Here is a 24,178-nt window from a genome sequence, read left to right as displayed (position 1 = left end):
CGTACGTGCAGCCATTGCGTCCCGGAGCTGCTGACGTCATCGCGTCGCAGAGATTTCCCCCCGGCTTGGCTGCCCAGACGCGTCCTGAGCCTGTATGGTTCGCGCATTCGGCCGGATGCCGACTCAGGGGGTTGCTGCGTTGGAAACGATGATCGGGCTAGTAGGGCTGTTTCTGCTTGCGTTGCCGGTGGGATTGGTGATCGCACTGGTGTGGATTGCCGGGTTGCGGCGGCGCGTGGATTCGCTGGAGCAGCGGCTTGCGCAGTGGCAGGCCAGCGGAGTCGGGGCAGGGGCCGCGGATGCGGCAGCAGTGCATACCCCAATGCCAACGCCTTTCAGGACGTGGGAGCCGCAGCAAGACGCATCCGATGTCGGTGTGTCTACATTTGGCAAGCCCGACTCGCCTCGCGCAGCAGACCTGCAAGCTGCACCGGTGCCTGTCGTGACGATGCCGCCATCATTGCCGGCAGAAGCTCCAGCGTCTTCGGCAGCGCGTAGCGCTGCCGATGCGCCGACTTCGTCCACTGCGCCTGCGCAGGCTGAGCCACAGCCACAGCCACAGCAGCAACCGCAATACATCCCATCCGAACCCGGCCCGATCGCGCGCGCAGCCAGCGCAGTGAAGCGCTGGTTCACCGAAGGCAATGTGCCGGTCAAGATCGGCATGCTGGTGTTGCTGGCCGGTGTGGCGTCGTTGTTGAAGTACGCCAGCGATCAGGGCTGGATGCGCATGCCGGTCGAGCTGCGGCTGGCCGGGATCAGCGTGCTCGCATTGGCTGGCCTGGTCTTCGGCTGGAAGCAACGGCTGCAGCGCCCGGGCTTTGCGTTGGCCCTGCAGGGCGGCGCCATCGGCGGCTTGTTGCTGACCGTGTTCGCTGCCTTCAAGTTGTATGGACTGTTGGGCGCCGGCCTGGCGATGGGTATCAGCGTAGTGCTGATTGCCGGCATGTGCGTGCTGGCGGTGGTGCAGGATTCGCGCACGCTGGCGGTACTCGGTGTATTGGCCGGCTTCCTCGCGCCGATCTGGCTATCCACCGGCAGCGGCAATCATGTTGCGCTGTTCTCATATTACGCCGTGCTCAACGCCGGCATCGTGGCGATCGCCTGGACGCGTCCGTGGCGGGTGCTGAACCTGCTCGGATTCGCCTTCACCTTCGGCATCGGCACGCTGTGGGGCGCGCTGCAATACAGCCCGGCAAAATTCGCCAGTACCGAGCCGTTCCTGCTGCTGTTCTTCGCCATGTATGTGGCGATTCCGGTGCTGCATGCACGTCGCGGCGATGGCAGTGCAGGCAAGGTCATCGACGGCAGCCTGTTGTTCGGCACGCCACTGGTGGCGTTCGCGTTGCAGGCGCGTCTGCTGGAAGGCGATCGGTTGCCGCTGGCGTTGTGCGCGCTGGCCGTGGCGGTGCTGTATGCAGGTCTGGCGAGCTGGCTGCTGAGGCGTGCCTCCACGCGCTTGCTGGGCGAAGCACACGCGATGCTGGCGGTGGGCTTTGCAACGCTGGCGGTGCCGTTGGCGTTGTCGGCGCGTGCCACCGCCAGCGTGTTCGCGCTCGAAGGTGTGGGCTTGTTGTGGTTGGGCTTGCGGCAGCAGCGACGCATCTCGCAGTTCAGCGGTGTTGCGCTGCAGTTGCTTGCGGCGGTCGGCGTCGCCTTCGGCGTGGATGCGTGGCGTTACGACGTGATGGCCATTGCCAATGCCACCTGCATGAGCACCTTGCTGCTTGCCATTGCCGGCTGCGCCAGTGCGTGGTTCCTGCGCGATGCAGGGCAGCCACGGCGTGCGCTGGCTGCGTATCTGTGGGGGCTGGGCTGGTGGGCGTTCTGCGGCGTGCACGAGATCTTCAGTTTTGCTGGCGATCTGCGCAGCGAACCGGATCTGCTGCTGGGCTTTACCGCGCTTACGCTGTGGATGGCGGCCGAAGTCCATCGTCGTCGCCCGGCAACGGCGTTGGTGTGGACGGTGATGTCCGGGCTGGCGCTGGCCGTGCCGCTGGCACTGTGGCAGAGCCATGCGCATACCCAGCCGTTCGCGCATTGGGGCGCGTTGGCGTGGTTGGTGTTTGCGTTGGCCGGTGCACGTGCACTGTGGTGCTTGCGCATGCAGCACGGTGCCGGCGCTGTGGCCGCGCAGTTCATCTGGTGGTTGCTGTGGCCGTTGGTGGTGTCGTTGGGCGCGGCCTGGTTGGCCGATGCCTTCGTGCTTGCCAACGGCTGGCGCTGCGCATTGCTCGCGGCGCCCTGGCTTGCCGTGGCGGCCGTGGGGCTGCTGCGTTGGCCGTGGCTGGCGTGGCCGCAGGGCGCAAGCTTCGATCCTGCGCGCAATGCCTTGCTGAGCTGTGTGTTCGCCGTGCTGGGCATCGGTTGGTTGATCGTGTTGCTGGATCCGGTGAGCGCCGCGCCATTGCCGTGGCTGCCCGTGCTCAACCCGGCCGAGCTGGCGCAACTGGCCGTGCTGGCCTTGCTGGCGCGTTGGGCATGGTCCATGCGGGCGCCGTTGGCCTTGCAACGCTGGCGTGTGACGGCGCTGGGTGTGCTGGGCTGGGTGTTGATCACCGGCAGCACCTTGCACAGCGTGCATCACTGGGGTGGCGTGGCGTGGGATGCGTCCTTGATCAACGCCACCTTGTCGCAGACCAGTCTGACCATCGTGTGGAGCGTGCTGGGCGTGCTGGGCTGGGTGGTCGGCTCGCGTCGTGGTCAGCGTGGACTGTGGCTAGGTGGGGCGTTGTTGATGGGTCTGGTATTGGCCAAGTTGGTGTTGGTCGATCGCCAGCATCTGGGCAATCTGCTCGGCATCGGCTCGTTCATGGCCTATGGCCTGTTGTGCACCGTGGTGGGCTATCTGGCACCGGCGCCGCCGCGTCAGGCGGTTGCTGAAGAACCTGCTGTCGCAGACGATGGCGTCGAAAAGGATCAGGCATGAAAGCGAGGCAATGGGGATGGCTGCTGCTGGTGCCGCTGATGGCGCAGGCGGCCGATGTGCGCCAGGACTATCGTCAGCAATGGCCGTTGCAGGTGACCGGCTCGGATGCCGGCATGTACCAGCTGAGCTTGAACGATGCGCTCTATCGCAGCGCCCATGACGCAGCGCTACGCGATGTCACGGTGATCGATGCGCGTGGCGAGGAAGTGCCGAGCGCATTACTCGCCGTGGACGCAGCGCCAGCCGTCGCGCCACGCCGGCAACGCTTGCCGTTGTTTGCATTGCCGGCGGGTGCGGCGCCTGCCAACGGCGATCTGCAGCTGATTGCCGAGCGCGATGCCAGTGGCGCGGTGCGCCGGCTGGAAGGCCGCTTTGCGACCGGCACATCGGCAGCAGCGGGCGCCGGCGGCAGTTGGCTGATCGATGCCAGCGCATTGCGCGATCGTGTGCGCGCGCTGTGGCTGGACTGGGACGGCAACACGCCGGTGCAAGCCCAACTACGCGTGGAGGGCAGCGACGATCTACGCGACTGGCGCGTGCTCGCTTCCGACGCCACCGTGATGGCGCTGGACAATCAGGCGCAGCGCCTGCAGCAACGGCGCATCGCATTGGACGAGGGCGCTCGTTATCTGCGCATCGTGCCGGTGTCGGGCGAGTTGCCGGCCTTGCGGGTGGTCGATGCAGAACTGGACGGCATCGCCGCGCCCACCCACTCGGAATGGCTGGAGTTGCCGGGCACTGCGCAGGACGCAGCCGTGGTCTACGTCCTGCCGGGGCGCTTTCCGATCACCCAGATCGATGTCGGCGGCGGTCAGGCCGAAGCGGTCGAATGGATCGTGGAAAGCCGCGATGCCGACGATGTGCCGTGGCAGCGCCGGGCCGGGCCGTGGTTGGCCTATCGCCTGGGCAATGGCGCTGCGGCTGCCTCGCCGCCGCAACTGCTGTCCGCACCGGTGCGCGATCGTCAGTGGCGGCTGCTCGCCGCACAAGGGCGCAGCACCGCAGTGCCGATCCTGCGTGTGGGTTACCAGCCGGAGCGGGTGATGTTTCTCGCGCAGGGCCAGCCGCCATACGCAGTGGTTGCCGGCAGCGCGCGTGTGCAACGTGTTGAAGCGCCGCTGGCCTCGATGCTGCAGGCATTGCGCCGCGAACGCGGTGCGCAGTGGCAACCGGCCCAGGCCAGCGTCGCCGCGCAGGCACAGCCACTGGCTGGCGATGCAGCATTGCAGCCGGCCCCCACGCCGCGCGACTGGAAGCGCTGGTTGCTCTGGGGCCTGCTGGTCGGCGGCGCCTTGCTGGTCGGCGGTTTCGCAGTGAGTCTGCTGCGTAGCTCGGCGGCCAATCGCAACGCCTGATAACGAGGTGCGCCGCACTGCGGTTTGCCGCTGCGGCGCGAAGGTCCGACAATGGGCGTCCCCCGTCGCCAAGGCATCCGCATTGCCCGTCGTCTTCGACCGACCATCTTTCCGCGTCGCCAGCCGTGTCGGCAGCGACATGCGGGACAGGCAATGTGCGATCCCCCGCGATCCGCACGTGGGCGCAACGACAGCGTGCAGCGGCTGCTTCAACGCGTCTGCAAATGCATGACATCCAGCGCCCCGGCGGCCTGCTTCCGCACGATCAATCTCCAATCCCCTCTCCCGAATCCCCAGACCTAGCGAGCTGACCCATGTCCATTGTCCGCATGACCGACCTCGATCTCTCCGGCAAGCGCGTGCTGATCCGCCAGGATCTCAACGTGCCGATCGACAACGGCCAGATCACCTCCGAACAGCGCATCACCGCCTCGGTGCCCACCATCAAGCTGGCGCTGGAAAAGGGCGCCGCAGTGATGGTGACGTCGCACCTGGGCCGCCCCAAGGAAGGCAGCTGGACCGAAGAAGATTCGCTGGCGCCGGTGGCCGCGCGCTTGAGCGCGCTGCTGGGCGTGGACGTGCCGCTGGTGCGCGATTGGGTCGATGGAGTCGAAGTGGCGCCGGGCCAGGTGGTGTTGCTGGAAAACTGCCGCATGAATGTCGGCGAGGGCAAGGACGACGAGACCCTGTCGCGCAAGTACGCCGCGCTATGCGATGTGTTCGTCATGGACGCCTTCGGCACCGCGCATCGCGCGCAGGCCTCCACGCATGGGGTGATCCGGTTCGCGCCTGTGGCCGCAGGCGGCCCGTTGCTGATGGCCGAACTCGATGCGCTGGCCAAGGCGCTGGACAACCCGGCCAAGCCGCTGCTGGCGATCGTGGCCGGCAGCAAGGTCTCCACCAAGCTGGAGCTGCTGTCCAACCTGGTCAACAAGGTCGACCAGCTGATCGTCGGTGGCGGCATCGCCAACACCTTCATCGCCGCAGCCGGGCATGACGTGGGCAAGTCCTTGAACGAGCCGGACCTGATTCCCACCGCCAACCAGATCGTGGCCGATGCCAAGCTGCGCGGCGCGGAGATTCCGTTGCCCACCGATGTGGTGGTCGCCAAGCAGTTCCTGCCCGATGCGCAGGCCACCGTGAAGTCGCTCGATGCCGTGGAGGCCGACGATCTGATTCTGGATATCGGCCCGCAGACCGCCAAGCGCTACGCCGAGCTGATCGCCAGCGCCGGCACCGTGGTGTGGAACGGGCCGGTGGGCGTGTTCGAATTCGAGCCCTTCAGCCATGGCACCGAAACCCTGGCGCGTGCGATCGCCAGCTCCAGGGCATTCTCGATCGCCGGCGGTGGCGACACCCTGGCGGCCGTGGACAAGTACGACATCGCCAAGGACGTCACCTACATCTCCACCGGCGGCGGCGCGTTCCTGGAGTTCCTGGAAGGCAAGACCCTGCCGGCGGTGGCCGCACTCGAGGCGCGCGGTAAGTGAGTGCAGCCACGCTGTTCTTCGATCTGGATGGCACCCTGGTCGATTCGGAACCGGGCATCGTCGGTAGCATCGTGCAGGCCTTCGACGAGGTGGGCCAGCCGCGTCCGTCGCCGCAGACCCTGCGCGCCTGGATCGGCCCGCCACTACGCGACAGTTTCACCGAGTGCTTTCCGGATGATCCGGAGCTGGTGCAGCGCACCTTGGCCGCCTACCGCGCGCGTTACGACGCGGTGGGCTGGACCGAACTGAGCGTGTTCGACGGTATCGGTGAGGTCGTCATCGACCTGCAGCGCGCCGGCCATCGCCTGGCGGTCGTGACCTCGAAGAACGAGCGCTACGCGCGCCGTATCGTCGAGCATCTGCCCTTCGGTGCGTGCTTCGAGAACGTGATCGGCGCCAGCGAAGACGGCGAGCGCCGCTTCAAGCCGGACCTGATCGCCGAAGCATTGCGCCGTTTGCAGATCGAAAAAACCGGCTGCGTGATGATCGGCGACCGCCGCATGGATATCGATGGCGCCACTCACCACGGTATCCACAGCATCGGCGTGTTGTGGGGCTTCGGCGACGAAGCCGAACTGCGCGCCGCCGGTGCTGGTGCGATCGCACACACCCCGGCCGAGTTGCGTGCATTGATCGACGCAAATCATTGACGCTTGCAAAGTCTGTTCTTCACCGCCGCCGCGTTAGGGTGGCAGCCCACGGTTTCAGCCCGCAGCGCGTCAGCGTGGTGCGGAAAGCGTACGTACTGTCCCGCACTGTCTTCAGGACATGCCGGAATGCGAGGGTGGCTATGCCGCAATGCCATCCTTGGTACGTGACGCGTGTGTTAAGTTTCGCGGCTTTTACAGGGAGGCCATCATGAAAGAACGTCAACGCCGCACCAAGATCCTCGCAACGCTCGGACCGGCCACGGATCCGCCCGGTGTGCTGGACGCTTTGTTCAAGGCGGGCGTCAACGTGGTGCGCCTCAATTTCAGCCACGGCGATCCGTCCGGCCAGGCCAAGCGTGCGGCCGAAGTCCGCGCCGCTGCGGTACGTGTCGGTGCCGAGGTCGGCATCCTGGCCGACCTGCCTGGCCCGAAGATCCGTGTCGAGCGCTTTGCCGAAGGCAAGATCAAGCTGACCACCGGCGCACGCTTCGACCTGGTGGCCGACCCCAATGCACCTGCGGGCGACCAGAATCAGGTCGGCGTCAGCTACCTGGGTCTGCCGCAGGACGTGGCCGCAGGCGATGTGCTACTGCTCGACGATGGCCTAGTGCAGCTGCAGGTCACCGAAGTGCAGGGCCAGCGCATCGTCACCACCGTGCTCAACGATGGCGTGTTGTCCGATCGCAAGGGGTTGAACAAGCAGGGCGGTGGCTTGTCGCTGGGCGCGCTGACCGAGCGCGACAAGGAACTGATCGGCATCGTCGCCAAGATCGGTGTGGACTTCATCGCGGTGTCGTTCTGCCGTAATGCCGAAGACATGAACGATGCACGCCGCATCGCGCGTCAGCACGGTTGCGATGCCGCGCTGGTGTCCAAGATCGAGCGCACCGAAGCGATCGAGAACCTGGTCGAAATCGTCGAAGCCTCCGACGTGGTGATGGTGGCGCGCGGCGATCTGGGCGTGGAAATCGGCGATGCCGAATTGCCTGGCCTGCAGAAGAAGATCATCCGCGAGTCGCTGGCGCAGAACAAAGTGGTCATCACTGCCACGCAGATGCTGCAGTCGATGGTGGAGAGCCCGATCCCGACCCGCGCCGAAGTGCTCGACGTGGCCAATGCGGTCATCGACGGCACCGATGCGGTAATGCTCTCGGCCGAAACTGCGGCCGGTGCCTATCCGGTGCGTGCGGTGGAAGCGATGGCGCGCATCTGTCTGGGTGCCGAGCGCCAATTCGAATTCGACACCGACTTCGAAGCGGCGCAACGCAACCTGCAGCGCGCCGACCAGGCGATCGCGATGGCGACCATGTTCCTGTCCGAGCACATCGGTCTGGCCGGCGTGGTCGCGCTGACCGAGTCCGGCGGCACGCCGCGTTACCTGTCGCGCTTCCGTTCCAACATGCCGATCTACGCGTTCACCCGGCACGATGGCGCACGCCGCCACATGGCGATGATGCGCGGCGTGTTCCCGATCAGCTTCGACAGCCGCGGCCTGACCCCGCGCGAAGCCGCACGTGCGGCGATCCGTCTGCTGGTGGAGAACGAGCGCATGGGGCCTGGCGACCGCGTGGTCTTTACCAGCGGCGAGCATATGGAAACCCACGGCGCCACCAACACGCTGCGTCTGCTGGAAGTGGGCGAAGACGGCCGCGCCAGCGGACTGGGCGAGCTGTAGTCACGCCTGTTTGGTGATGACACAGCGCGCGTGCGAAACGCGCGCTGCGTGGTGATAGCGAGGACAAACACAACGGCGGCCTGTGGGTCGCCGTTGTGCTGTGTGGCATGTCCGGCTGAGGTTTGTTGCGGAACGTTTGCGCACGCAAGACGCCAGACAAGACCCATGCGCGCATCCGCCCGATGCGCGGCCACCGGCATCGTCGTCATGCGTGCACATCGCGATGCACATCGCGATGCGCGCCGCGCCACACATCCTGTCACGCAGGACACGTGTAATCGGTTGCAGACATTCCGTGAAGGAATGTCTGCGACTTTCGTCGCTATACTTTCGTTCTCCCCCGCAGCTGCCACAGGAACTACATGAGCATCGAACAGCTTGCCGAAACCGCCCAGGCCATGGTCGCCCCGGGCAAGGGCATCATTGCCATCGACGAATCGACCAGCACGATCGCCAAGCGTTTTGCCAGCGTCGGCATCGAGAACATCGAAGAAAACCGTCGCGCCTATCGCGAACTGCTGCTTACCACGCCCAAGCTGAGCGACTACATCTCCGGCGCCATCCTGTTCGACGAGACCATCCGTCAGAAGACCAAGGACGGCGTGCCGTTCGCCGAGTACATGACCGCCCACGGCATCATTCCGGGCATCAAGGTCGACAAGGGCGCGCAGCCGCTGGCCGGCATGCCGGGCGAGCTTGTCACCGAAGGTCTGGACGGTCTGCGCGCGCGTCTGGAGGAGTACTACACGCTGGGCGCGCGTTTCGCCAAGTGGCGTGCGGTCATCAACATCGGCGAAGACATTCCGTCCGGCACCTGCATCGAGGCCAATTCGCATGCGCTGGCGCGTTACGCCGCGCTGTGCCAGGAACAGGGCCTGGTGCCGATGGTCGAGCCGGAAGTGATCATGGACGGCAGCCACGACATCGAGACCTGTTACGAAGTCACCGAAGCCACGCTGCGTTCGCTGTTCGGCGCACTGTATGAGCAGAATGTCGTGCTCGAAGGCACCATCCTGAAGGCCTCGATGGTCATCTCCGGCAAGGGCTGCGAAGAGCAGGCCGGCATCGAAGAAGTGGCCGAGTCCACCGTGATGTGCTTGAAGTCGACCGTGCCGGCGATCCTGCCGGGCATCGTGTTCCTGTCCGGCGGCCAGAGCGACGAGCAGTCCACCGCGCACCTCAACGAGATGCACCAGCTCGGCAATCTGCCGTGGCCGCTGAGCTTCTCCTACGGCCGTGCGATGCAGCAGGCTGCACTGAAGCTGTGGGCCAAGGACATGACCGGCAACTTCGCCAAGGCGCAGCAGATCATCTATGAGCGCGCCAAGGAAAACGGTCTGGCCGCGCTGGGCAAGTGGAAGGGTTGATCGGTTGATGACGGCTGCAAGGCCGTCGCATCGCTAAGACAAAAACGTCGGTAGCAATGCCGGCGTTTTTGTTTGCCTCGAACAAGAGCGACAGCGCTGATCGGGCGCGATTTCGGGCCACACCGTCATACGGCACTGAAGTCGTTGAAAGACTGTCGGCGGCAGTGATTGCGCTGCACATCAGTCGTCTAGTCAAAACGCAACGAGCGCCTCGCGGCGATCGTCACTTCAACTTTTGCATCGCGCCTCAGGCGGCCGCAGTTTCCTGGGCGGCCAATGCCTGCTGATATGCCTTGAAGGTCGCCTCGTTGTAGGCCACCAGCACAATATGCTTGGGCACCTTGTGCGAGCGCTGCCAGTCGCGTGTCTCGGTCACGGCGATGCGTGCGGCCTGATACAACGGGTATCCATAGATGCCGCAACTGATCGCTGGAAAGGCGATCGAATGCAGCATCATCTGCTCGGCAAGTTTCAGTGACTGCCAGTAGCAATTGGCGAGTTGTTCCGGCTCGTTGTGCTTGCCGTCGCGCCACACCGGGCCGACGGTATGAAACACATGCCGTGCCTTCAGATCGAAGCCGTCGGTAATGCGGATTTCGCCGGTCGGGCAGCGCACGCCCGGACGCACTTGCGGTAACGCTTCGCAGGCTTCCAGCAAACGCGGGCCGGCGGCACGATGGATGGCCCCGTCGACGCCACTGCCGCCCAACAACGATTCGTTGGCGGCGTTGACGATGACGTCAACGTCGAGTTCGGTGATGTCGCCTTGCCAGACTTCGATCTTCATAGCGCGATAGTTAAGGGATTTGCATGAGGAACGCGTGATGGGGCGCGCGTTGCGGAATGGGCACGCTATCGCCCATTCATCTCACCTGCTGCGACCGCCCGGCGCGCGTACGTCGATGCCGCGCGTCGATGGCATGCCGCGACTGTGCGAACGTGCCGATGCGATCGATCGGATCAATCGCAACGCAGATGTCACCGACAATCGAGAGCTACAACCAGCGCCGCACGCGCGCGCAATAGGCGCTGTAATGGCGGCCGAATTCACTGCGCAGGCGCGCTTCTTCGAACGGGATGACGTAGAGCTGCAAAGCAAGCCATGGCAGCGGCAGCAACGTAACCGCCCACAGCAAACCCAGCTGCAGACATAGGCCGATGTAGCTCAGCACCAGCGCCAGATACATCGGGTTGCGGGTGAAGCGATACGGGCCGTCCAGCACCAGCCGCGAGGGATGACCGCTGGGCATGATGGTGGTGCGCTGGCGCGCGAACAGGATGAAGCAGCTCACCGCCAGCGCCAGCCCGAGACCGGCGATGCTGCCGCCGGCCAGTTCGATCCATGCCAACAGGGTTGGCGCAGGTAATGGCAGATCCAACGCGCTTTGCAGCCAGGCACCCAGGCCCAGTGCCAGCGCGAAGTGAGCAGGCGAGGTGATCTTGACCAGCCATGGCGCCCGCGATGCGCGGGTGTCGCTGTGTCCGTACGGCCGGTTGTTCACCACGTTTCTCCCTGCATCACGGCCGCCATCCTAACGTTTCCTTGACATGGACGGGAGTGCGCGGGTGCCGTAGTGCGAGCTGCTCCGCACGCAGCGATCTACAAAGCTTGGCGATGTCCGAGATATCTGCGGCACCATGCGATTGCATGACGCAATCGCATGCCGAGGAAGGCGAGGCCGATGACTGGATCGACCACAAACAAAAAGGCCGCGCTGTGGGCGCGGCCTTGCATGCAGATACAACGCGACGATCAAGGCAGACCGGCCAGCCAATCGTCGTCGGAGCCCTCGTTGATGTCGGCGAACAGCGGCGTGGAAAAATACCGCTCGCCGGTATCGGGCAGCATCGCCAGCACCACGGCGCCGGGCACCGCGCTTTCGGCTACGCGCAATGCAGTGGCGACAGTGGCGCCGCCGGAGATGCCGGTGAAGATGCCTTCCTCGGCGGCCAGGCGACGGGCCACAGTGATCGCATCGGTGTCTTCCACGCTCAGGACTTCATGCGCGACATCGCGATTGAGCACTTCCGGCACGAAGTCCGGGGTCCAGCCCTGGATCTTGTGCGGCTTCCAGTCCTGGCCCTGAAGCAATGCAGCGCCGGCCGGCTCGGTGGCGGTGATGCGCACTTCCGGGCGGGCCACGCGCAGCACTTCGCCTACACCAGTGAGTGTGCCGCCGGTGCCCCAGCCGGTGACGAAATGGTCCAGCCGGTGGCCGGCGAAATCGCGCAGGATTTCGGCGGCGGTGGTGTTGCGGTGATAGGCCGGATTGGCCGGGTTGGCGAACTGGCTGGCCAGAAACCAGCCGTGCTGCTCGGCCAGTTCCTTGGCCTTGCGCACCATGCCGCTGCCGCGCTCGGCGGCCGGGGTCAGGATCACCTTGGCGCCATACGCGCGCATCAATTTGCGGCGCTCGATGGAGAAGGTTTCCACCATGGTGGCGACGAACTTGTAGCCGCGTGCGGCGGCCACCATTGCCAGCGCCACGCCGGTATTGCCGGAGGTGGCTTCGACAATGGTGTCGCCGGGCTTGAGCAGGCCGCGCTGCTCGGCGTCCAGAACGATCGCCAGCGCCAGCCGGTCCTTGACCGAGCCGCCCGGATTGAACGCCTCGACCTTGACGTACAGGGTCACGTGCTCGGGCGCGAGGCGATGGAGCTTGACCACCGGGGTACGGCCGATGGTGTCGAGGATGTTGTCGTACAGGGCCATGGGGTCTCCGTCGGAATCAGGCTGCGTGGGCGAGTGTGGGCGCGTCGGGCGTTGCGATGGGTGAGTGCGGGGGCGGCCGGGCGGTCAACGGCGCTGCGCCGAACCAGTGCAGGCTGGCGGCCAGCCCGGCGACCTCGCCCAGGATCAGCAAGGCCGGTGCGCGCACGGCGTGCTGCTGCGCGGTGGCGGCCAGGCTGGCGAGGGTGCCGGTGATCACGCGTTGCTGCGGGCGCGAGCCGTTTTCCACCAGCGCGAATGGCGTGGCGGGCGCGCGACCGGCCTGCAACAGGCGTTGCTGGATGCTGTCCAGGCCTGCCACACCCATGTAGAAGGCCAGGGTCTGGCGTTCCTGGCCGAGCGCCTGCCAGTCCAGCGTGTCCAGCGAATCCTTGCAGTGCGCGGTGATCAGCCGCAGCGATTGCGCGTGGTCGCGATGGGTGAGCGGAATGCCGGCATAAGCGGCGCAGGCGATCGCAGCGGTGATGCCGGGAATGACCTGGAAGCCGATGCCGTGGTCGCGCAGGAATTCCAGCTCCTCGCCGCCACGGCCGAACACGAACGGGTCGCCGCCTTTCAGCCGCACCACGCGGCGCCCGGCGCAGGCGTGTTCCAGCATCAGCGCGTGGATCTGCTCCTGGCGCGTGCTGTGGCCTTGTGCGGCCTTGCCCACTTCCACGCGCAGTGCGTCGCGCCGGGCCAGTTGCAGGATCTGCGGGCTGACCAGGCGATCGAAGAGCAGCACATCGGCCTGGCGCAGCGCGCGCAGGGCATGCCGGGTGAGCAGGCCGGGATCGCCGGGGCCGGCGCCGACCAGGGTCACGCTGCCGGGGGCCAGCGTGCCGACTGCGGTACGGGGCGTGGGGGATGCTGCGGGTGTCGCTGCTGAAGCGGCCGGGGTAGCGTCGTGCGTGAGCAGGCGGCGCGTGGTGGCTGCAGCGCGTAGGGCATCGTTGAGTTCGGCTGTCGCGCTGGCGGCGATGGTCAGCCAGACCGGTTGGTCGGGCAGTTCCAGCCATGACGGGTCAAACCCGCCCAACAGCCAGCGCACCTGCCCAGCCTGCACCCAGTTGCGCAATTGCATGGTGAGTTCCGGTGCACCCACCAACGGTAGCGCGCCTGCCTGCAGCAGCCCGGCGGTGGCGCGCTCGGCATCGGCGCCGCCGCCGACCACCAGGACGGCACGGCCACGCAGGTCGGCAATGAGCGGGAACACAGGGGGCACGGCAGGGGCATCGAGAAGGGAGGGCCAGACCGTAACGCCGGCATATAGCCGTCGGAAATGACTTCATACACCCTGGAAATAGCGTTCGGTTATAAGCTGGCCCATAGAACTCCTCTACAGTCGAGTCCCTGTGGCGCCTCGCGCTTTTTTGGATATAAGCCCATGACGCTGACCCAACTTCGTTATCTGGTCGCCATCGCCGATGCCGAGCTGAACATCACGCTGGCCGCCGCGCGTGTGCATGCCACCCAGCCCGGTCTGTCCAAGCAGCTCAAACAGCTGGAGGACGAACTGGGCTTTCTGTTGTTCGTGCGCAAGGGGCGCAGCCTGGATGCGGTCACGCCGGCGGGGGTGGAGGTGATCGAGCGTGCGCGTTCGGTGCTGTCGGAAGCCAACAACATCCGCACCTATGCGGCCAACCAGCGCCGCGAGAGCCAGGGCCAGCTGACCCTGACCACCACCCATACCCAGGCGCGCTTCGTGCTGCCGCCAGCGGTGGCGCAGATCAAGCACGCCTACCCGCAGGTGAGCGTGCATCTGCAGCAGGCCGCCGAAAGCGCGGCGCTGGATCTGCTCAGCCAGGGCGATGCGGATATCGCGGTGGTCAGCACCGCCGGTGGCGAGCCGAGCGCCGGGATTGCGGTACCGTTGTACCGCTGGCGTCGGCTGGTGATCGTGCCGCGCGGTCATCCGCTGGATCAGGCGCGCACCGCGCCGGATATGCAGGCGTTATCGCAGTATCCGTTGATCAGTTACGAGTCGTCCACGCGGCCAGGTTCGTCGTTGCAGCGGGCATTTGCGCAGGTCGGGCTGGAGCCGAGCATCGCGCTGACCGCGCTGGATGCGGACCTGATCAAGACCTATGTGCGTGCCGGCCTGGGCGTTGGCCTGGTGGCGGAGATGGCGGTCAGCGCCAACGACGAGGATCTGCGCGCCTGGCCAGCGCCGGCGCCCATTGCCGATTGCATCGCCTGGGCGGTGCTGCCGCGCGACCGCGTGCTGCGCGATTACGCGCTGGATCTAGTACATGTGCTGGCGCCGCAGATCGACAAGCGCGATCTGCGCCGCGTGCTGGATGGCAACCAGGCGCCGAACTGGCCACTGCCACCGACTTGGGAATCGCTGACCCAGACGATTACCAGCTAAGCGGCTGGCCACGGCCGCATGAGCGCTGGTTGAGCGGCTATCGAAAGTTGCAAGTTTGCCGGATCGATGTGGTGCATGTTCTGCAGGAAAGCGAAGGCATTACCTGCCGATCAGCGGCGGCGCACAGGCCAATCCCGCACCCACCGTCTGCCGGTTTTGTGAGAGTGCTTCGGTCACTGAGGGGCGCTTGCGCGCGTACCGGCGTGTCCCGCTCCCGGATGCGGCACCGCGCATCGACTATCGCCGCTCACGGCGCCTGCCAGTTTTACGCGAATGCTCCGGTCACTAATGGCGCTTGCATGCGTAACCAGCATGAGACACACCGCAAGTACGTCCATGTCGCAACCGTGCAACTGCATCATGCTGGCGGTCGGTGTTCGGAATCGGTAGGACTGTTCGTACACTGCGGTCTGCGCGCGGGGTATACCAATTCCGGTTTGCTGCGCGCGCGCGATCCCCGTTCGCCACTGTGAGGCGTTGCAACCGATGACCGAGCGATTGACCGAGCCACTGCGTCCGCCTCTCAGCCGGCTGTGGTCGCCCGACCAGGACGGCGGCATGTCGTTGCAGCTGTCGGCCAACCTCGACGGCCGCGAGCATGCGTTGCTGACGGTACTGGCCGACCCGCACGACGAAGCGTTATGGGTGGCAGTGCAGGCCGGCGACACCCAGGTGCAGATTCCCCTGGCGGTGCTGCGTCAGCTGTTGGAGGTCGCAGCCGAAGAGGTGCATTCGGCCGCGTGGTTTGCGCGGCAGGATGCGGCCGAACCTGAGCTTTGACGGCCTCATCCGTTGCACGCGTGACTGCTCTGGATGCTGCACTGCAACGTACGTGGTTGCGAAAAATCTCAATGCGATCAACAGCCTGCGCGCAGACTCGCACTAACCCGGAAACACGCTGTCAGTGATTCTCCCTACACGTGTCAGGGCCGCCGGATCGGCGTCATAGGTCCGCATCAAGTTGCGCGCTGCGCTGTCGTAAATCCTTATAGCAACCATAACGCGACACTCTCGGACGTCTAGGGGTGGACGGCGCAGGACCGGCGATGCAGTGATCGCATGGCCGGTTTGTTTGGCGGTGTCGTCGAGAGGTTGCCAGCGCTGTCGCATCACCATTGCGCGAGGCTGCGCGATGGCGCGGCTGGCGCACCCGGGTCCCTGGGGAGAGACCTGGCGTGCTTGGCGGCGGATCCGGGTCGGGAGCCCGGGTCCGCCTTTTTTTATGCGCGACGCATTGCCGCGCTCAGGCCAGCGGGATGCGCACCGAGAAACAGGTGCCGCCTGCCGGGCGTGGGCGCACATCCACCTCGCAGTCCAGGGTTTCGGCAGTGCGGTGCACGATCCATAGACCGATGCCCAGCCCTTCGCTGTTCGGGTCGGCCTGGCGAAACGCCTGGAACACCTGTTCGGGGTGGTCCAGGTTCAGGCCGATGCCGCTGTCGATGATTTCTACCTCGGCATAGCCGGGGCGGCGGCGCACGCCGACCAGCACGCGTCCGCGTTCGGTGTACTTGACCGCGTTGCCGACCAGGTTGCCGATCAGCGTGGTCAGCAGCGTGGCGTGGCTGCGCACGCGCAGCGAAGTGGGCACGTGGCGCAAGGCCAGGCATTTGTCGCTCGCCGGTTGCCGCCATACGCCGAGGACCGCGTGCAGCACGTCTTCCAGTGCCAGCGGCTGCAGATCCGGGGTGGAGCTCTTGCTCGCGGCGGCCAGTGTGGCCAGTTCGTCAAGGCTGCGTGCCACCATGCCGATCGCATCGCGTGCGGTGACCAGGGTGGGAACGGAATCGACATTGGCGTGCCGGCGCATCTTGTCGATGGCATAGGCCGCAGTGCGCAGCGGAGTTTTCAGGTCGTGCCCGGCGATCGCCATCAGTCGGCTGCGATAGCGGTCGGACTCTTCGGCATTCTGCAGCGCGCGGCGCAGTTCCAGCTGCGCCATGGTCTGGCGCGCCAGTGCACGCAGCGCTTCGACCTGTTCGTCAGTGAGTTGACGCGGTTGCCGGTCCAGCACGCAGACCGTGCCCAGCGGCAGGCCTTCGCTGGTCTTGAGCAACGCACCTGCATAAAACCGCAGTGGCACCTCGCCGGTGACCAGCGGGTTGCGTGCAAAGCGGATGTCTTCGCGCGTGTCGGGCACCACCAGCACGTCGTTGTCGAGCAGCGCATGCGCGCACATCGACTTGAACAGCGGCGTCTCGCGCTCGCCCATGCCGCGTTCGCTCTTGAACCATTGGCGGTCGGCGTCCACCAGGCTGATCAGCGCGATCGGGGTCTGGCAGATGATCGAGGCCAACTTGGTGATGTCTTCGAATGCCGCTTCGCGCGGCGTATCGAGAATGCCGTAGCTGCGCAGCGCCTGGAGGCGCAACGCTTCGCTCGCTGGTTTGGGCGCGCAGGGAAAGGGCTCAGCCGCTGGATCGAACAAGACGCTCATGCGCGCGCAGGATGAATGGAATAGAGCGACAAGCATAGGGCATGGCAGGGGCTGGCATGTGGGTGCGATCACGCTCGTGGATGGAACTGTGACTGCCGGCCTCGACAGTGGAGGGGCGGCGCTTTGGTTTGTTTGCGATGTCGTGACGCAGATTGCGCGGTGTGTTGCGGCGGAGCAACGATCAGTACGAAGGGGGTGCCACGACTCAAGGATGCGACATCAGGGTGCGACATCCGGTCGCGCACCGGCCGCAAGCATCGCCGCGCGGCAGGCGGCGGCTTACACTCGCGCGATGCGTTCGTTCCGTCATCACCGTTGGCTGCACCTGCTTGCCTGTCTGGCGGTGGCGCTGATGCTGGTGGCGCCGCTGATCAGCCGTTGGAGCCAGGCGCAGTCGGTCGAACCGATGTGCATGAGCGGGCCGGCATTGGACGCAGGCGGGTCGTTGCACACAGGCCACCAGGCCATGCCGGCGCAGACTGCCGCGCATCATCACGACAGCGCCGCGTCGCCAGCCAAGCCGCAAACCGGCGAACACGCTGCCGGCATGCACGGCGAAGCTTGCGATTACTGCGTGCTGGCTGCGCGCCTGCTGCCATGGCTGGCGCTGCTGGTGCTGTGTCTGCTGCAACTCCGGTCGGCGCCGGCGCCCATGCACACCCATGCACGGGCGTGGTCGGTCGTGCGCTGGGCCGCACTCGGGGCACGTGGGCCGCCGCTGCAGGCGTAAGTCTGGCCCCATCGCGGGCGTCCGCTGCGTTGTTGATTGCACGCCTGGTCTTCCGGCGTGCCCGCCTGCCGCTGCATGGACGGCCCGCTTTCCTGAAGTGATGCCTGTGCCCGCTGCTATGCCGCGGCGCACGGCGGTGTTGCCGTGCTGGCACGGCGAAGGGTTGGTCATGCGTCTGCGGTTCTTGAAAACGATGTGGTATGCGCCGTCGTTGGCGTTGGTGTGGTGGCCTGCCTGCCAGGTGCAGGCACAGGATGCGGCGTTGACGCTGGGCAAGGTGCAGGTGAGCCAGACCCAGCGCAGCCCGAACACGGCGCGCGTGCTGAGTTCGGTGGATGTGATCGGCGGCGAGCTGCTGCACGATCAACACGTGGATTACAGCTGGGAGCTGCTGATGCGCGCGCCGGGTGTGCAGGTCACCCAGTTCCGCATGGGCACCGATGCGGGGCGGTTCTCGTTCCGTGGCTTCAACGGCGAGGGACGGATCAATGCAGTGAAGCTGCTGATCGACGGCATTCCCAGCAACGACAATGCCGGTGGCATGCCGTATCTGGATGCGGTGTTTCCGCAGGACATCAGCGCGATCGAGGTCGTGCGCGGCACCAACGATGCGCGCTACGGTCTGAATGCGATTGCCGGCAGCGTGGACGTGCTGACCCGCACCGGCGGTAACGATGGCCGTTTGAGCGTGACAGGCGGCAGCTTCGGCGCACGCGAGGTGCAGCTGGGCAAGGGCTTCGAACATGGCGCATGGAGCCAGAACTATGTACTGGCGTGGCGCGATTCCGATGGCTATCGCAACCATGCCGAGGCGCGTAAGCGCAGCGTGGCCGGCAAGTGGTTCTACACCGACCCGGATGGTGTGTTCCGTGCCGGGCTCACCACGCGTTACTACGACAATCATGCGCTGGAAGCGGGCTATCTGGATGCAGCCAGCGCGCGTACGGCGCCGCGTAGTTCGCCGGGTTATGCGCAGGACGATCGCAGCGAACGCCAGCTACGGCAGACCGCATTGCATGCGGACGGCACGCTGGGCGCCGCTGCGCAGTGGAGCGCAAAGGCCTACCAGAACGACTATCGCAATCGACGCTGGGTGCGGTTTTCCGCAGCCGGCCTGCAGCAGGAACGCGATACCGACGAAACCCATCGCGGGCTGCTGCTGCGTGGCAACTTGCAGCCGGATTGGGGCGCGCTGAGCGCCAACCTGGAAGCCGGCGTGGATGCGCAGTGGCAGGACAATCAGTCGCAGCGCTACCGCACCGTGGCGCGGGTGCGCGGCGCGCAATTGCGCGATTGGGATTACGACCTGCGCACGCGTGGGGCCTACATACAGGCGGTACTGACCCCGGTCGAGCGGCTGCAGCTGGTGCCGGGCTATCGCATCGACCGTGTCGATGGGCAGCTGCACGATGTGCGTGCCGGCATTTACGCACCGACTTACGACTACGGCACCATCAAGCAGCCCAAGTTCAGTGCCAGCTATCGGCTTGTCGGGCAGAGCAGCATGTACGCCAACTGGGGCCGCAGCTTCCAGATCGGCAGCGGCGATGGTGCGTATCGTCGCCAGCCCGGCAATCTAGGCCCATCGATCAACGACGGCTGGGAGGCCGGTTTCAAGTTCGCCCCTTCGGCGGAAATGGATGGGCGCCTGGCGTATTGGGAGCAACGCGCGTCCGGTGAAGTCGCCACCATTCTGGGAGTGAACGGCGTGGCCGGTGTCGGCGATGTGGCCAACGTGGGGCGCACGCTGCGGCGCGGCTGGGATGCGCAACTGAATCTGCAGCCGGCCGAACACTGGCGGGCCTGGCTGTCGTATTCGCGGCAGAAGGCGAGCATCGCCACGCCCGACCCGAGCGCGCCGGCCACGCGCGGCAAGGAGATCGAAAACGTGCCGCATTGGCTGGCGACTGCCGGGTTGGAATGGCAGCTCACTGCGGCCGTGCAGCTGAGCGCCTGGGGCAATGCGCAAGGCGATTACTATCTGGAGCGCAGCAATACGCTGGGCCGCACCGGTGGTTACGCCCTGCTCAATCTGGGCGCGCGCTGGAACGTGGATGCGCGCAATGCGCTCAGCCTGCAGCTGCGCAACGTGACCGATCGTGCGTATGTGTACGCGTGGTACGACACGGGAAGTTCCGGTTATTCGCCGGGCGATGGGCGTGCATTGTCGCTGTCCTGGGATTGGAGCTTCTGATGCGCATATCGACTGCTCAGGGTGCTGGTGCCGAGCTGCGTCAGGACAGCCGCTGGCGCTTCTATCGCGCGGTATGGCGCTGGCATTTCTATGCCGGCTTGCTGGTGCTGCCTTTCATCATCTGGCTGGCGCTGACCGGTGCGGCGTTTCTGTATCAGGACGCGATCGATCGCAGCGTGCACCACGGGTTGAAAGTCGTGCCGGTAGGCGCGCTGCGGATGTCTGCGCAGCAACTGGTCGATGCGGCGCAGCGCAGCGACGGCGGCACGCTGTTTCGTTACACCACGCCCAAGCAAGCCGATGCCAGCGCCGAGATCGGGTTGGTGGATGCGCAAGGTGCGCGGCATGTGGTCTATGTCGATCCGTATCGCGCACGCGTGCTCGGCACGCTGCCCGAGCATGGCACCCTGGCCTGGACGATTCGTCGGCTGCACAGCCTGGAGTTGATCGGGCCGTTTGCGCGCGGGTTGATCGAAATGGCGGCCGGCTGGGCGATCGTGCTGGTGCTGACCGGTATGTATCTGTGGTGGCCGCGCGGGCGTCGCGGCGGGGTGGTCAGCGTGCGCGGCAAGACGGCGCAACGGCTGTTCTGGCGCGATCTGCATGCGGTTACCGGGGCGAGTGTGGGCGCGGTGTTGCTGTTCCTGGCGCTGACCGGCATGCCGTGGTCGTGGGTGTGGGGCGCGCAGGTCAATCGCTGGGTCAATGGGCAGGATTTCGGGTATCCGGCAGGGCTGCGGGTGCAGCAGCCGATGTCGCAGCAGCGGTTGACCGAGACGACCGATCCGGCGTGGTCGTTGCGGCAGGCGCGCGTGCCGGAGTCTGTTGTGCCTGGGCGTGGAGTTGTTGGAATGGATGAGGGTTTGCAGGACGGGCGGGTGGGTGTGCCGCGGGCGCTCCAAGGCTCGCGCGCCAGTAGCGCACAAGCGGTGCCTGATCGCCCCGAGGGGAGAGGGGCTAACTTCCATCCTGCTCATGCAGAACATCTGGAGCACATAGCGCACATAGCGCACATAGCGCACTCACAACACCCGGGAAACCCGGAGCACCCGGAGCACCCGGAACACTCCGAACACTCCGAACACTCCGAACACCCAAGCCAGTCGGAACATGCAGCCCACGGCGGCACCGGCAGCGTCGCTGCGCCCGGTCATGCTGCGATAGGGCTGGATGCGGCGATGGCGCGCTTCGGTGCGCTCGGTATCGTGCCGGGCTACAGCATCTCGCCGCCGCGTGGCGCCACTGGCGTGTACACCGCCTCGGTGTATCCGGCCGACCTGCAACGGCAGCGCGTGATCCATCTGGATCAGTACAGCGGTGCGGTGCTGCTGGACATGACTTATCGCGATTACGGGCCGATAGGGCGCGCGCTGGAATGGGGCATCAACGTGCACCTGGGCCAGCAATACGGCTCGGCCAATCAGTTGATCCTGTTGCTGGCGTGCGCGGCGATCGTGTTGTTGTGTGTGAGCGCTGCGGTGATGTGGTGGAAGCGTCGCCCGGTTGGCGGGCTGGGCGTGCCGCCGCTGCCGGCCGAACCACGCACGCTGCGCGGTCTGATGGTGCTGCTGGTGCTATGCGGGCTGATCTTCCCGCTGGTCGGACTCTCGTTGCTGCTGATGTGGCTGTTCGATCGCTACTGGATGCAGCGCGATCAAACTGGCATCGCAGCACCATGAGGGGCGGCGTGTCTGCGGCTGCATCGCGCGGAGCATTCGCTGCGGCTAGGCGTTAATTCTTAGGATGCCCAGCAGAAACATTCAGCGCGCCACAGCGCTTGAAATTACCGCGAAGAAATCACGACGCGCTGCCGTGCTCAGATGTCCTCGTGAATGCCGCACTCGCGCTTCAGCCCGAAGAAGCGCGTGTCTTCTTCGCGCATGCCGGGTTCCCAACGGCGCGTGGTGTGGAAGTCGCCGATCGACACGTAGCCTTGCTCCCACAGCGGGTGATACGGCAGATCGTGTGCCTGCAGGTATTGCCACACGTCGCGGTCTGTCCAGTCGGCGATCGGGCTGACTTTGTAGCGCTCGCCGCGCTTTTGCACGATCGGCGTCTGCGCGCGGCCGCCGGACTGGCTGCGGCGCAGGCCGGTGAACCAGGTGCCCACATTGAGCTCGTCCAATGCGCGCCGCATCGGCTCGACCTTGCGCAGGTTGTTGTACTGGTCGATGCCGACCATGCCCTGTTCCCACAGGCGACCGTGACGCGCCTCCATCCAGGCACGGCTGACCAATGGGCGATACACCTTGAGATTGAGCTTGAGCCGGTCGGCCAGCGCGTCGGCAAACCGGTAGGTTTCCGGGAACAGGTAACCGGTGTCGATCAGGATCACCGGAATGTCCGGGCGCTGCTGGGTGAGCAGGTGCAGGGTGACTGCCGACTGCGCGCCGAAACTGGACGACAGCGCTGCGTCCTGCGGGCCGTGTTGCAGTGCCCAGGCCACGCGCTCGTCGGCACGCAGGCCTTCCAGCTGCGCGTTGAGCGCGTCCAGGTCGTCCAGCGCGGAAGGTGCGATCGATGCAGCAGGCAGCGCGGTCATGCGAGCAATTCCAGGTCGAGGTGACGGTGGGTGGGGTAGGGCGGCAGGGCGATCAGGCCGCTGCGATGCAGGAAGTCGCCGAAGCCTTCGTCGCCGGCCTGGTCGCGTTCGGCCGCATAGCGCGCCAGCAGCGGTTCCAGCGCGGCGAGGATGTCCGCTTCGGTGATGTTCTCGCGATACAGCGTGTTCAGACGCTGGCCACGGCGATCGCCGCCCAGCATCAGGTTGTAGCGACCGGGTGCCTTGCCCACCAACGCGATCTCGGCCAGATACGGGCGCGAGCAGCCGTTGGGGCAACCGGACAGGCGCAGCACGATCGGGGTGTCGGCCAGTCCGTGTTGTTCCAGCAGCGGTTGCAAGGCCGCGCTGAAGTCGGGCAGATACCGCTCGGCCTCGGCCATCGCCAGGCCGCAGGTGGGCAGCGACACACAGGCCATCGCGCCGCGTGCCAGTGCGGTGGGCGCGCGATTGCCGGCATCCAGACCGTACTGCGCAACCAAGGCATCGACGCGCGCGCGCTCGCTGGCCAGCACACCGGCGATGACCAGATTCTGGTTGGGCGTCATGCGAAATTCGCCGACGTTCAATTGCGCAATCGCACGCAGGCCGCTCAGGTGCGCAGCGGCCTCGGTATCGGCGATGCGCCCGGCCGGCAGCGAGAGAGTCAGATGCCACAGCCCGTCTTCGCCTTCGACCCAGCCGTAGCGATCGCCGTTATGCTCGAAGGCGAACCGCTGCGCCGGCTGCAGCGCGAAACCGGCGCGGCGTTCGATCTCGGCCACGATGGTGTCCAGACCATGATCGTCGATGGTGTACTTGAAGCGTGCGCGTTTGCGCACTGCACGGTTGCCGAAGTCGCGCTGCGTGGTGACCACGGCGGTTGCGAGATCAAGCAACTGATCGCGGGTGACAAACCCAATGACGTTGGCCACGCGCGGCCAGGTTTCCGCATCGCCATGGCTGGCGCCCATGCCGCCGCCGATGCTGACGTTGTAGCCAAGCAATTGGCCCTCGCGCAGGATGGCGATAAAGCCCAGATCGTTGGCGAACACGTCCACATCGTTGAGCGGCGGCGCAGCGAAGCCGATCTTGAACTTACGTGGCAGGTACCGGTCGCCGTAGATCGGTTCTTCTTCGCTGCCGGAGCCGGAGACGCGCTCTTCGTCCAGCCAGATTTCGTAATACGCGCGCGTATTCGGCAGCAGATGCTCGGACACGCGCGCAGCATCGGCATACAGCGTTGCATGCGCCTGCGAAAGCAGCGGATTGGCTGCCACTTGCACATTGCGATTGACATCGCCGCAGGCAGCCAGCGTATCGATCAAGGTCGCATTGATCGCCTGCATGGTTGCCTTGAGTTCGCGCTTGATCACACCATGGAACTGGAATGCCTGGCGCGTGGTGATGCGCAGCGAATGATTGGCATACCGCGTGGCGATGCTGTCCAGCGCCAGCCACTGCGTGGGCGAGATCACCCCGCCCGGCGTGCGCGTGCGGATCATGAACTGATACGCCGGTTCGAGCTTCTGCCGACGCCGCTCATCGCGGATATCGCGATCGTCCTGCTGGTAGCTGCCGTGGTACTTGATCAGGGTCTGATCGTCCTCACGCAACGCACCGGTCACCGCATCGGCCAGGCTCTGTTCCAGCGACCCGCGCAGACGACGGCTTTCGGATTTGATGTCTTCGACGGAATGGCTCATGACGGGATTCGGCATTCGTGATTGG

Annotated in this window: 18 protein-coding genes; 11 read left to right on the top strand and 7 right to left on the bottom strand. The window is 65.7% G+C overall.

Annotated elements, in window-relative coordinates:
- Positions 1-139 precede the first annotated feature (139 nt).
- From AC1KVG_RS18740 to AC1KVG_RS18715, 6 genes are all read left to right on the top strand, one after another.
- Entirely contained in the window at positions 140-2,929 is a 2,790-nt protein-coding gene (locus tag AC1KVG_RS18740; RefSeq protein ID WP_481095390.1) for a DUF2339 domain-containing protein, read from the top strand.
- The gene (locus AC1KVG_RS18735; protein WP_481095372.1) at positions 2,926-4,284 is read left to right on the top strand and encodes a DUF3999 domain-containing protein; all 1,359 of its coding nucleotides are present in this window, start codon (positions 2,926-2,928) and stop codon (positions 4,282-4,284) included. Before AC1KVG_RS18740 ends, AC1KVG_RS18735 begins: the two co-directional genes overlap by 4 nt.
- Before the next feature lie 314 nt (positions 4,285-4,598).
- On the top strand, positions 4,599-5,774 hold the full coding sequence (locus tag AC1KVG_RS18730) for a phosphoglycerate kinase (protein WP_168958783.1): 1,176 nt from the start codon (positions 4,599-4,601) through the stop codon (positions 5,772-5,774).
- The gene (locus AC1KVG_RS18725; RefSeq protein WP_481095371.1) at positions 5,771-6,424 is read left to right on the top strand and encodes an HAD family hydrolase; all 654 of its coding nucleotides are present in this window, start codon (positions 5,771-5,773) and stop codon (positions 6,422-6,424) included. The genes AC1KVG_RS18730 and AC1KVG_RS18725 overlap by 4 nt, the downstream gene beginning before the upstream one ends.
- 208 nt (positions 6,425-6,632) lie before the next feature.
- Positions 6,633-8,099: a pyruvate kinase gene (gene pyk / locus AC1KVG_RS18720; protein ID WP_043889404.1), complete on the top strand. Its 1,467-nt coding sequence runs from the start codon at positions 6,633-6,635 to the stop codon at positions 8,097-8,099.
- 362 nt (positions 8,100-8,461) lie between these two features.
- The gene (locus tag AC1KVG_RS18715) at positions 8,462-9,466 is read left to right on the top strand and encodes a class I fructose-bisphosphate aldolase (protein ID WP_006451416.1); all 1,005 of its coding nucleotides are present in this window, start codon (positions 8,462-8,464) and stop codon (positions 9,464-9,466) included.
- Between the two features lie 247 nt (positions 9,467-9,713).
- Here AC1KVG_RS18715 and AC1KVG_RS18710 read toward each other — a convergent pair whose 3' ends face one another.
- The 4 genes from AC1KVG_RS18710 to cobA all read right to left on the bottom strand — a co-directional run bounded on the left by AC1KVG_RS18710 (position 9,714) and on the right by cobA (position 13,401).
- Positions 9,714-10,253 carry an O-acetyl-ADP-ribose deacetylase gene (locus AC1KVG_RS18710; RefSeq protein ID WP_205393882.1) on the bottom strand — a complete coding sequence of 180 codons (540 nt, stop codon included), beginning with the start codon at positions 10,251-10,253 and terminating at the stop codon, positions 9,714-9,716.
- A 208-nt stretch (positions 10,254-10,461) separates the two neighbouring features.
- A complete protein-coding gene (locus AC1KVG_RS18705; RefSeq protein WP_481095370.1) occupies positions 10,462-10,968 on the bottom strand; it encodes a methyltransferase family protein in 507 nt (168 codons plus the stop codon).
- 251 nt (positions 10,969-11,219) lie between these two features.
- Entirely contained in the window at positions 11,220-12,179 is a 960-nt protein-coding gene (gene cysK, locus AC1KVG_RS18700) for a cysteine synthase A (protein WP_023904961.1), read from the bottom strand.
- A gap of 16 nt (positions 12,180-12,195) precedes the next feature.
- The gene (gene cobA / locus AC1KVG_RS18695) at positions 12,196-13,401 is read right to left on the bottom strand and encodes a uroporphyrinogen-III C-methyltransferase (protein ID WP_481095369.1); all 1,206 of its coding nucleotides are present in this window, start codon (positions 13,399-13,401) and stop codon (positions 12,196-12,198) included.
- Positions 13,402-13,563: 162 nt separating this feature from the next.
- Here cobA and AC1KVG_RS18690 point away from each other — a divergent pair, with 162 nt between their 5' ends.
- The gene (locus tag AC1KVG_RS18690; RefSeq protein ID WP_006451421.1) at positions 13,564-14,547 is read left to right on the top strand and encodes a LysR family transcriptional regulator; all 984 of its coding nucleotides are present in this window, start codon (positions 13,564-13,566) and stop codon (positions 14,545-14,547) included.
- A 498-nt stretch (positions 14,548-15,045) separates the two neighbouring features.
- The gene (locus AC1KVG_RS18685; protein ID WP_481095389.1) at positions 15,046-15,327 is read left to right on the top strand and encodes a hypothetical protein; all 282 of its coding nucleotides are present in this window, start codon (positions 15,046-15,048) and stop codon (positions 15,325-15,327) included.
- 463 nt (positions 15,328-15,790) lie between these two features.
- On the opposite strand, the gene AC1KVG_RS18680 is transcribed toward AC1KVG_RS18685, so the two are convergent.
- Positions 15,791-16,984 carry a sensor histidine kinase gene (locus AC1KVG_RS18680; protein WP_043889402.1) on the bottom strand — a complete coding sequence of 398 codons (1,194 nt, stop codon included), beginning with the start codon at positions 16,982-16,984 and terminating at the stop codon, positions 15,791-15,793.
- A 292-nt stretch (positions 16,985-17,276) separates the two neighbouring features.
- Between AC1KVG_RS18680 and AC1KVG_RS18675 the strand changes: the two genes are divergently transcribed.
- The 3 genes from AC1KVG_RS18675 to AC1KVG_RS18665 all read left to right on the top strand — a co-directional run bounded on the left by AC1KVG_RS18675 (position 17,277) and on the right by AC1KVG_RS18665 (position 21,587).
- A complete protein-coding gene (locus AC1KVG_RS18675; protein WP_481095368.1) occupies positions 17,277-17,714 on the top strand; it encodes a DUF2946 family protein in 438 nt (145 codons plus the stop codon).
- A gap of 193 nt (positions 17,715-17,907) precedes the next feature.
- Positions 17,908-19,908 carry a TonB-dependent receptor gene (locus AC1KVG_RS18670; protein ID WP_481095388.1) on the top strand — a complete coding sequence of 667 codons (2,001 nt, stop codon included), beginning with the start codon at positions 17,908-17,910 and terminating at the stop codon, positions 19,906-19,908.
- Positions 19,908-21,587, top strand: coding sequence for a PepSY-associated TM helix domain-containing protein (locus tag AC1KVG_RS18665; protein ID WP_481095367.1), 1,680 nt, complete (start codon positions 19,908-19,910; stop codon positions 21,585-21,587). The genes AC1KVG_RS18670 and AC1KVG_RS18665 overlap by 1 nt, the downstream gene beginning before the upstream one ends.
- Positions 21,588-21,724: 137 nt before the next feature.
- Here AC1KVG_RS18665 and AC1KVG_RS18660 read toward each other — a convergent pair whose 3' ends face one another.
- Complete coding sequence (locus tag AC1KVG_RS18660; RefSeq protein WP_023904953.1) at positions 21,725-22,450, bottom strand: phosphoadenylyl-sulfate reductase; 726 nt, start codon at positions 22,448-22,450, stop codon at positions 21,725-21,727.
- The gene (cysI, locus tag AC1KVG_RS18655) at positions 22,447-24,168 is read right to left on the bottom strand and encodes an assimilatory sulfite reductase (NADPH) hemoprotein subunit (protein ID WP_481095366.1); all 1,722 of its coding nucleotides are present in this window, start codon (positions 24,166-24,168) and stop codon (positions 22,447-22,449) included. The genes AC1KVG_RS18660 and cysI overlap by 4 nt, the downstream gene beginning before the upstream one ends.
- Positions 24,169-24,178: the final 10 nt, after the last annotated feature.

The sequence above is a fragment of the Xanthomonas sp. NCPPB 3959 genome (assembly GCF_056675575.1).
The sequence above is the reverse complement of the archived record's forward strand: the minus strand, read 5'-3'. Positions and strand labels throughout refer to the sequence as shown.

Bases quoted from the DNA above. Each gene is read 5' to 3' on its own strand.
- AC1KVG_RS18735 (WP_481095372.1), top strand. From the start codon at position 2,926: ATGAAAGCGAGGCAATGGGGATGGCTGCTGCTGGTGCCGCTGATGGCG.
- AC1KVG_RS18730 (WP_168958783.1), top strand. From the start codon at position 4,599: ATGTCCATTGTCCGCATGACCGACCTCGATCTCTCCGGCAAGCGCGTG.
- pyk (WP_043889404.1), top strand. From the start codon at position 6,633: ATGAAAGAACGTCAACGCCGCACCAAGATCCTCGCAACGCTCGGACCG.
- AC1KVG_RS18715 (WP_006451416.1), top strand. From the start codon at position 8,462: ATGAGCATCGAACAGCTTGCCGAAACCGCCCAGGCCATGGTCGCCCCG.
- AC1KVG_RS18710 (WP_205393882.1), bottom strand. From the start codon at position 10,253: ATGAAGATCGAAGTCTGGCAAGGCGACATCACCGAACTCGACGTTGAC.
- cysK (WP_023904961.1), bottom strand. From the start codon at position 12,179: ATGGCCCTGTACGACAACATCCTCGACACCATCGGCCGTACCCCGGTG.
- AC1KVG_RS18690 (WP_006451421.1), top strand. From the start codon at position 13,564: ATGACGCTGACCCAACTTCGTTATCTGGTCGCCATCGCCGATGCCGAG.
- AC1KVG_RS18680 (WP_043889402.1), bottom strand. From the start codon at position 16,984: ATGAGCGTCTTGTTCGATCCAGCGGCTGAGCCCTTTCCCTGCGCGCCC.
- AC1KVG_RS18675 (WP_481095368.1), top strand. From the start codon at position 17,277: ATGCGTTCGTTCCGTCATCACCGTTGGCTGCACCTGCTTGCCTGTCTG.
- AC1KVG_RS18670 (WP_481095388.1), top strand. From the start codon at position 17,908: ATGTGGTATGCGCCGTCGTTGGCGTTGGTGTGGTGGCCTGCCTGCCAG.
- AC1KVG_RS18665 (WP_481095367.1), top strand. From the start codon at position 19,908: ATGCGCATATCGACTGCTCAGGGTGCTGGTGCCGAGCTGCGTCAGGAC.
- AC1KVG_RS18660 (WP_023904953.1), bottom strand. From the start codon at position 22,450: ATGACCGCGCTGCCTGCTGCATCGATCGCACCTTCCGCGCTGGACGAC.
- cysI (WP_481095366.1), bottom strand. From the start codon at position 24,168: ATGCCGAATCCCGTCATGAGCCATTCCGTCGAAGACATCAAATCCGAA.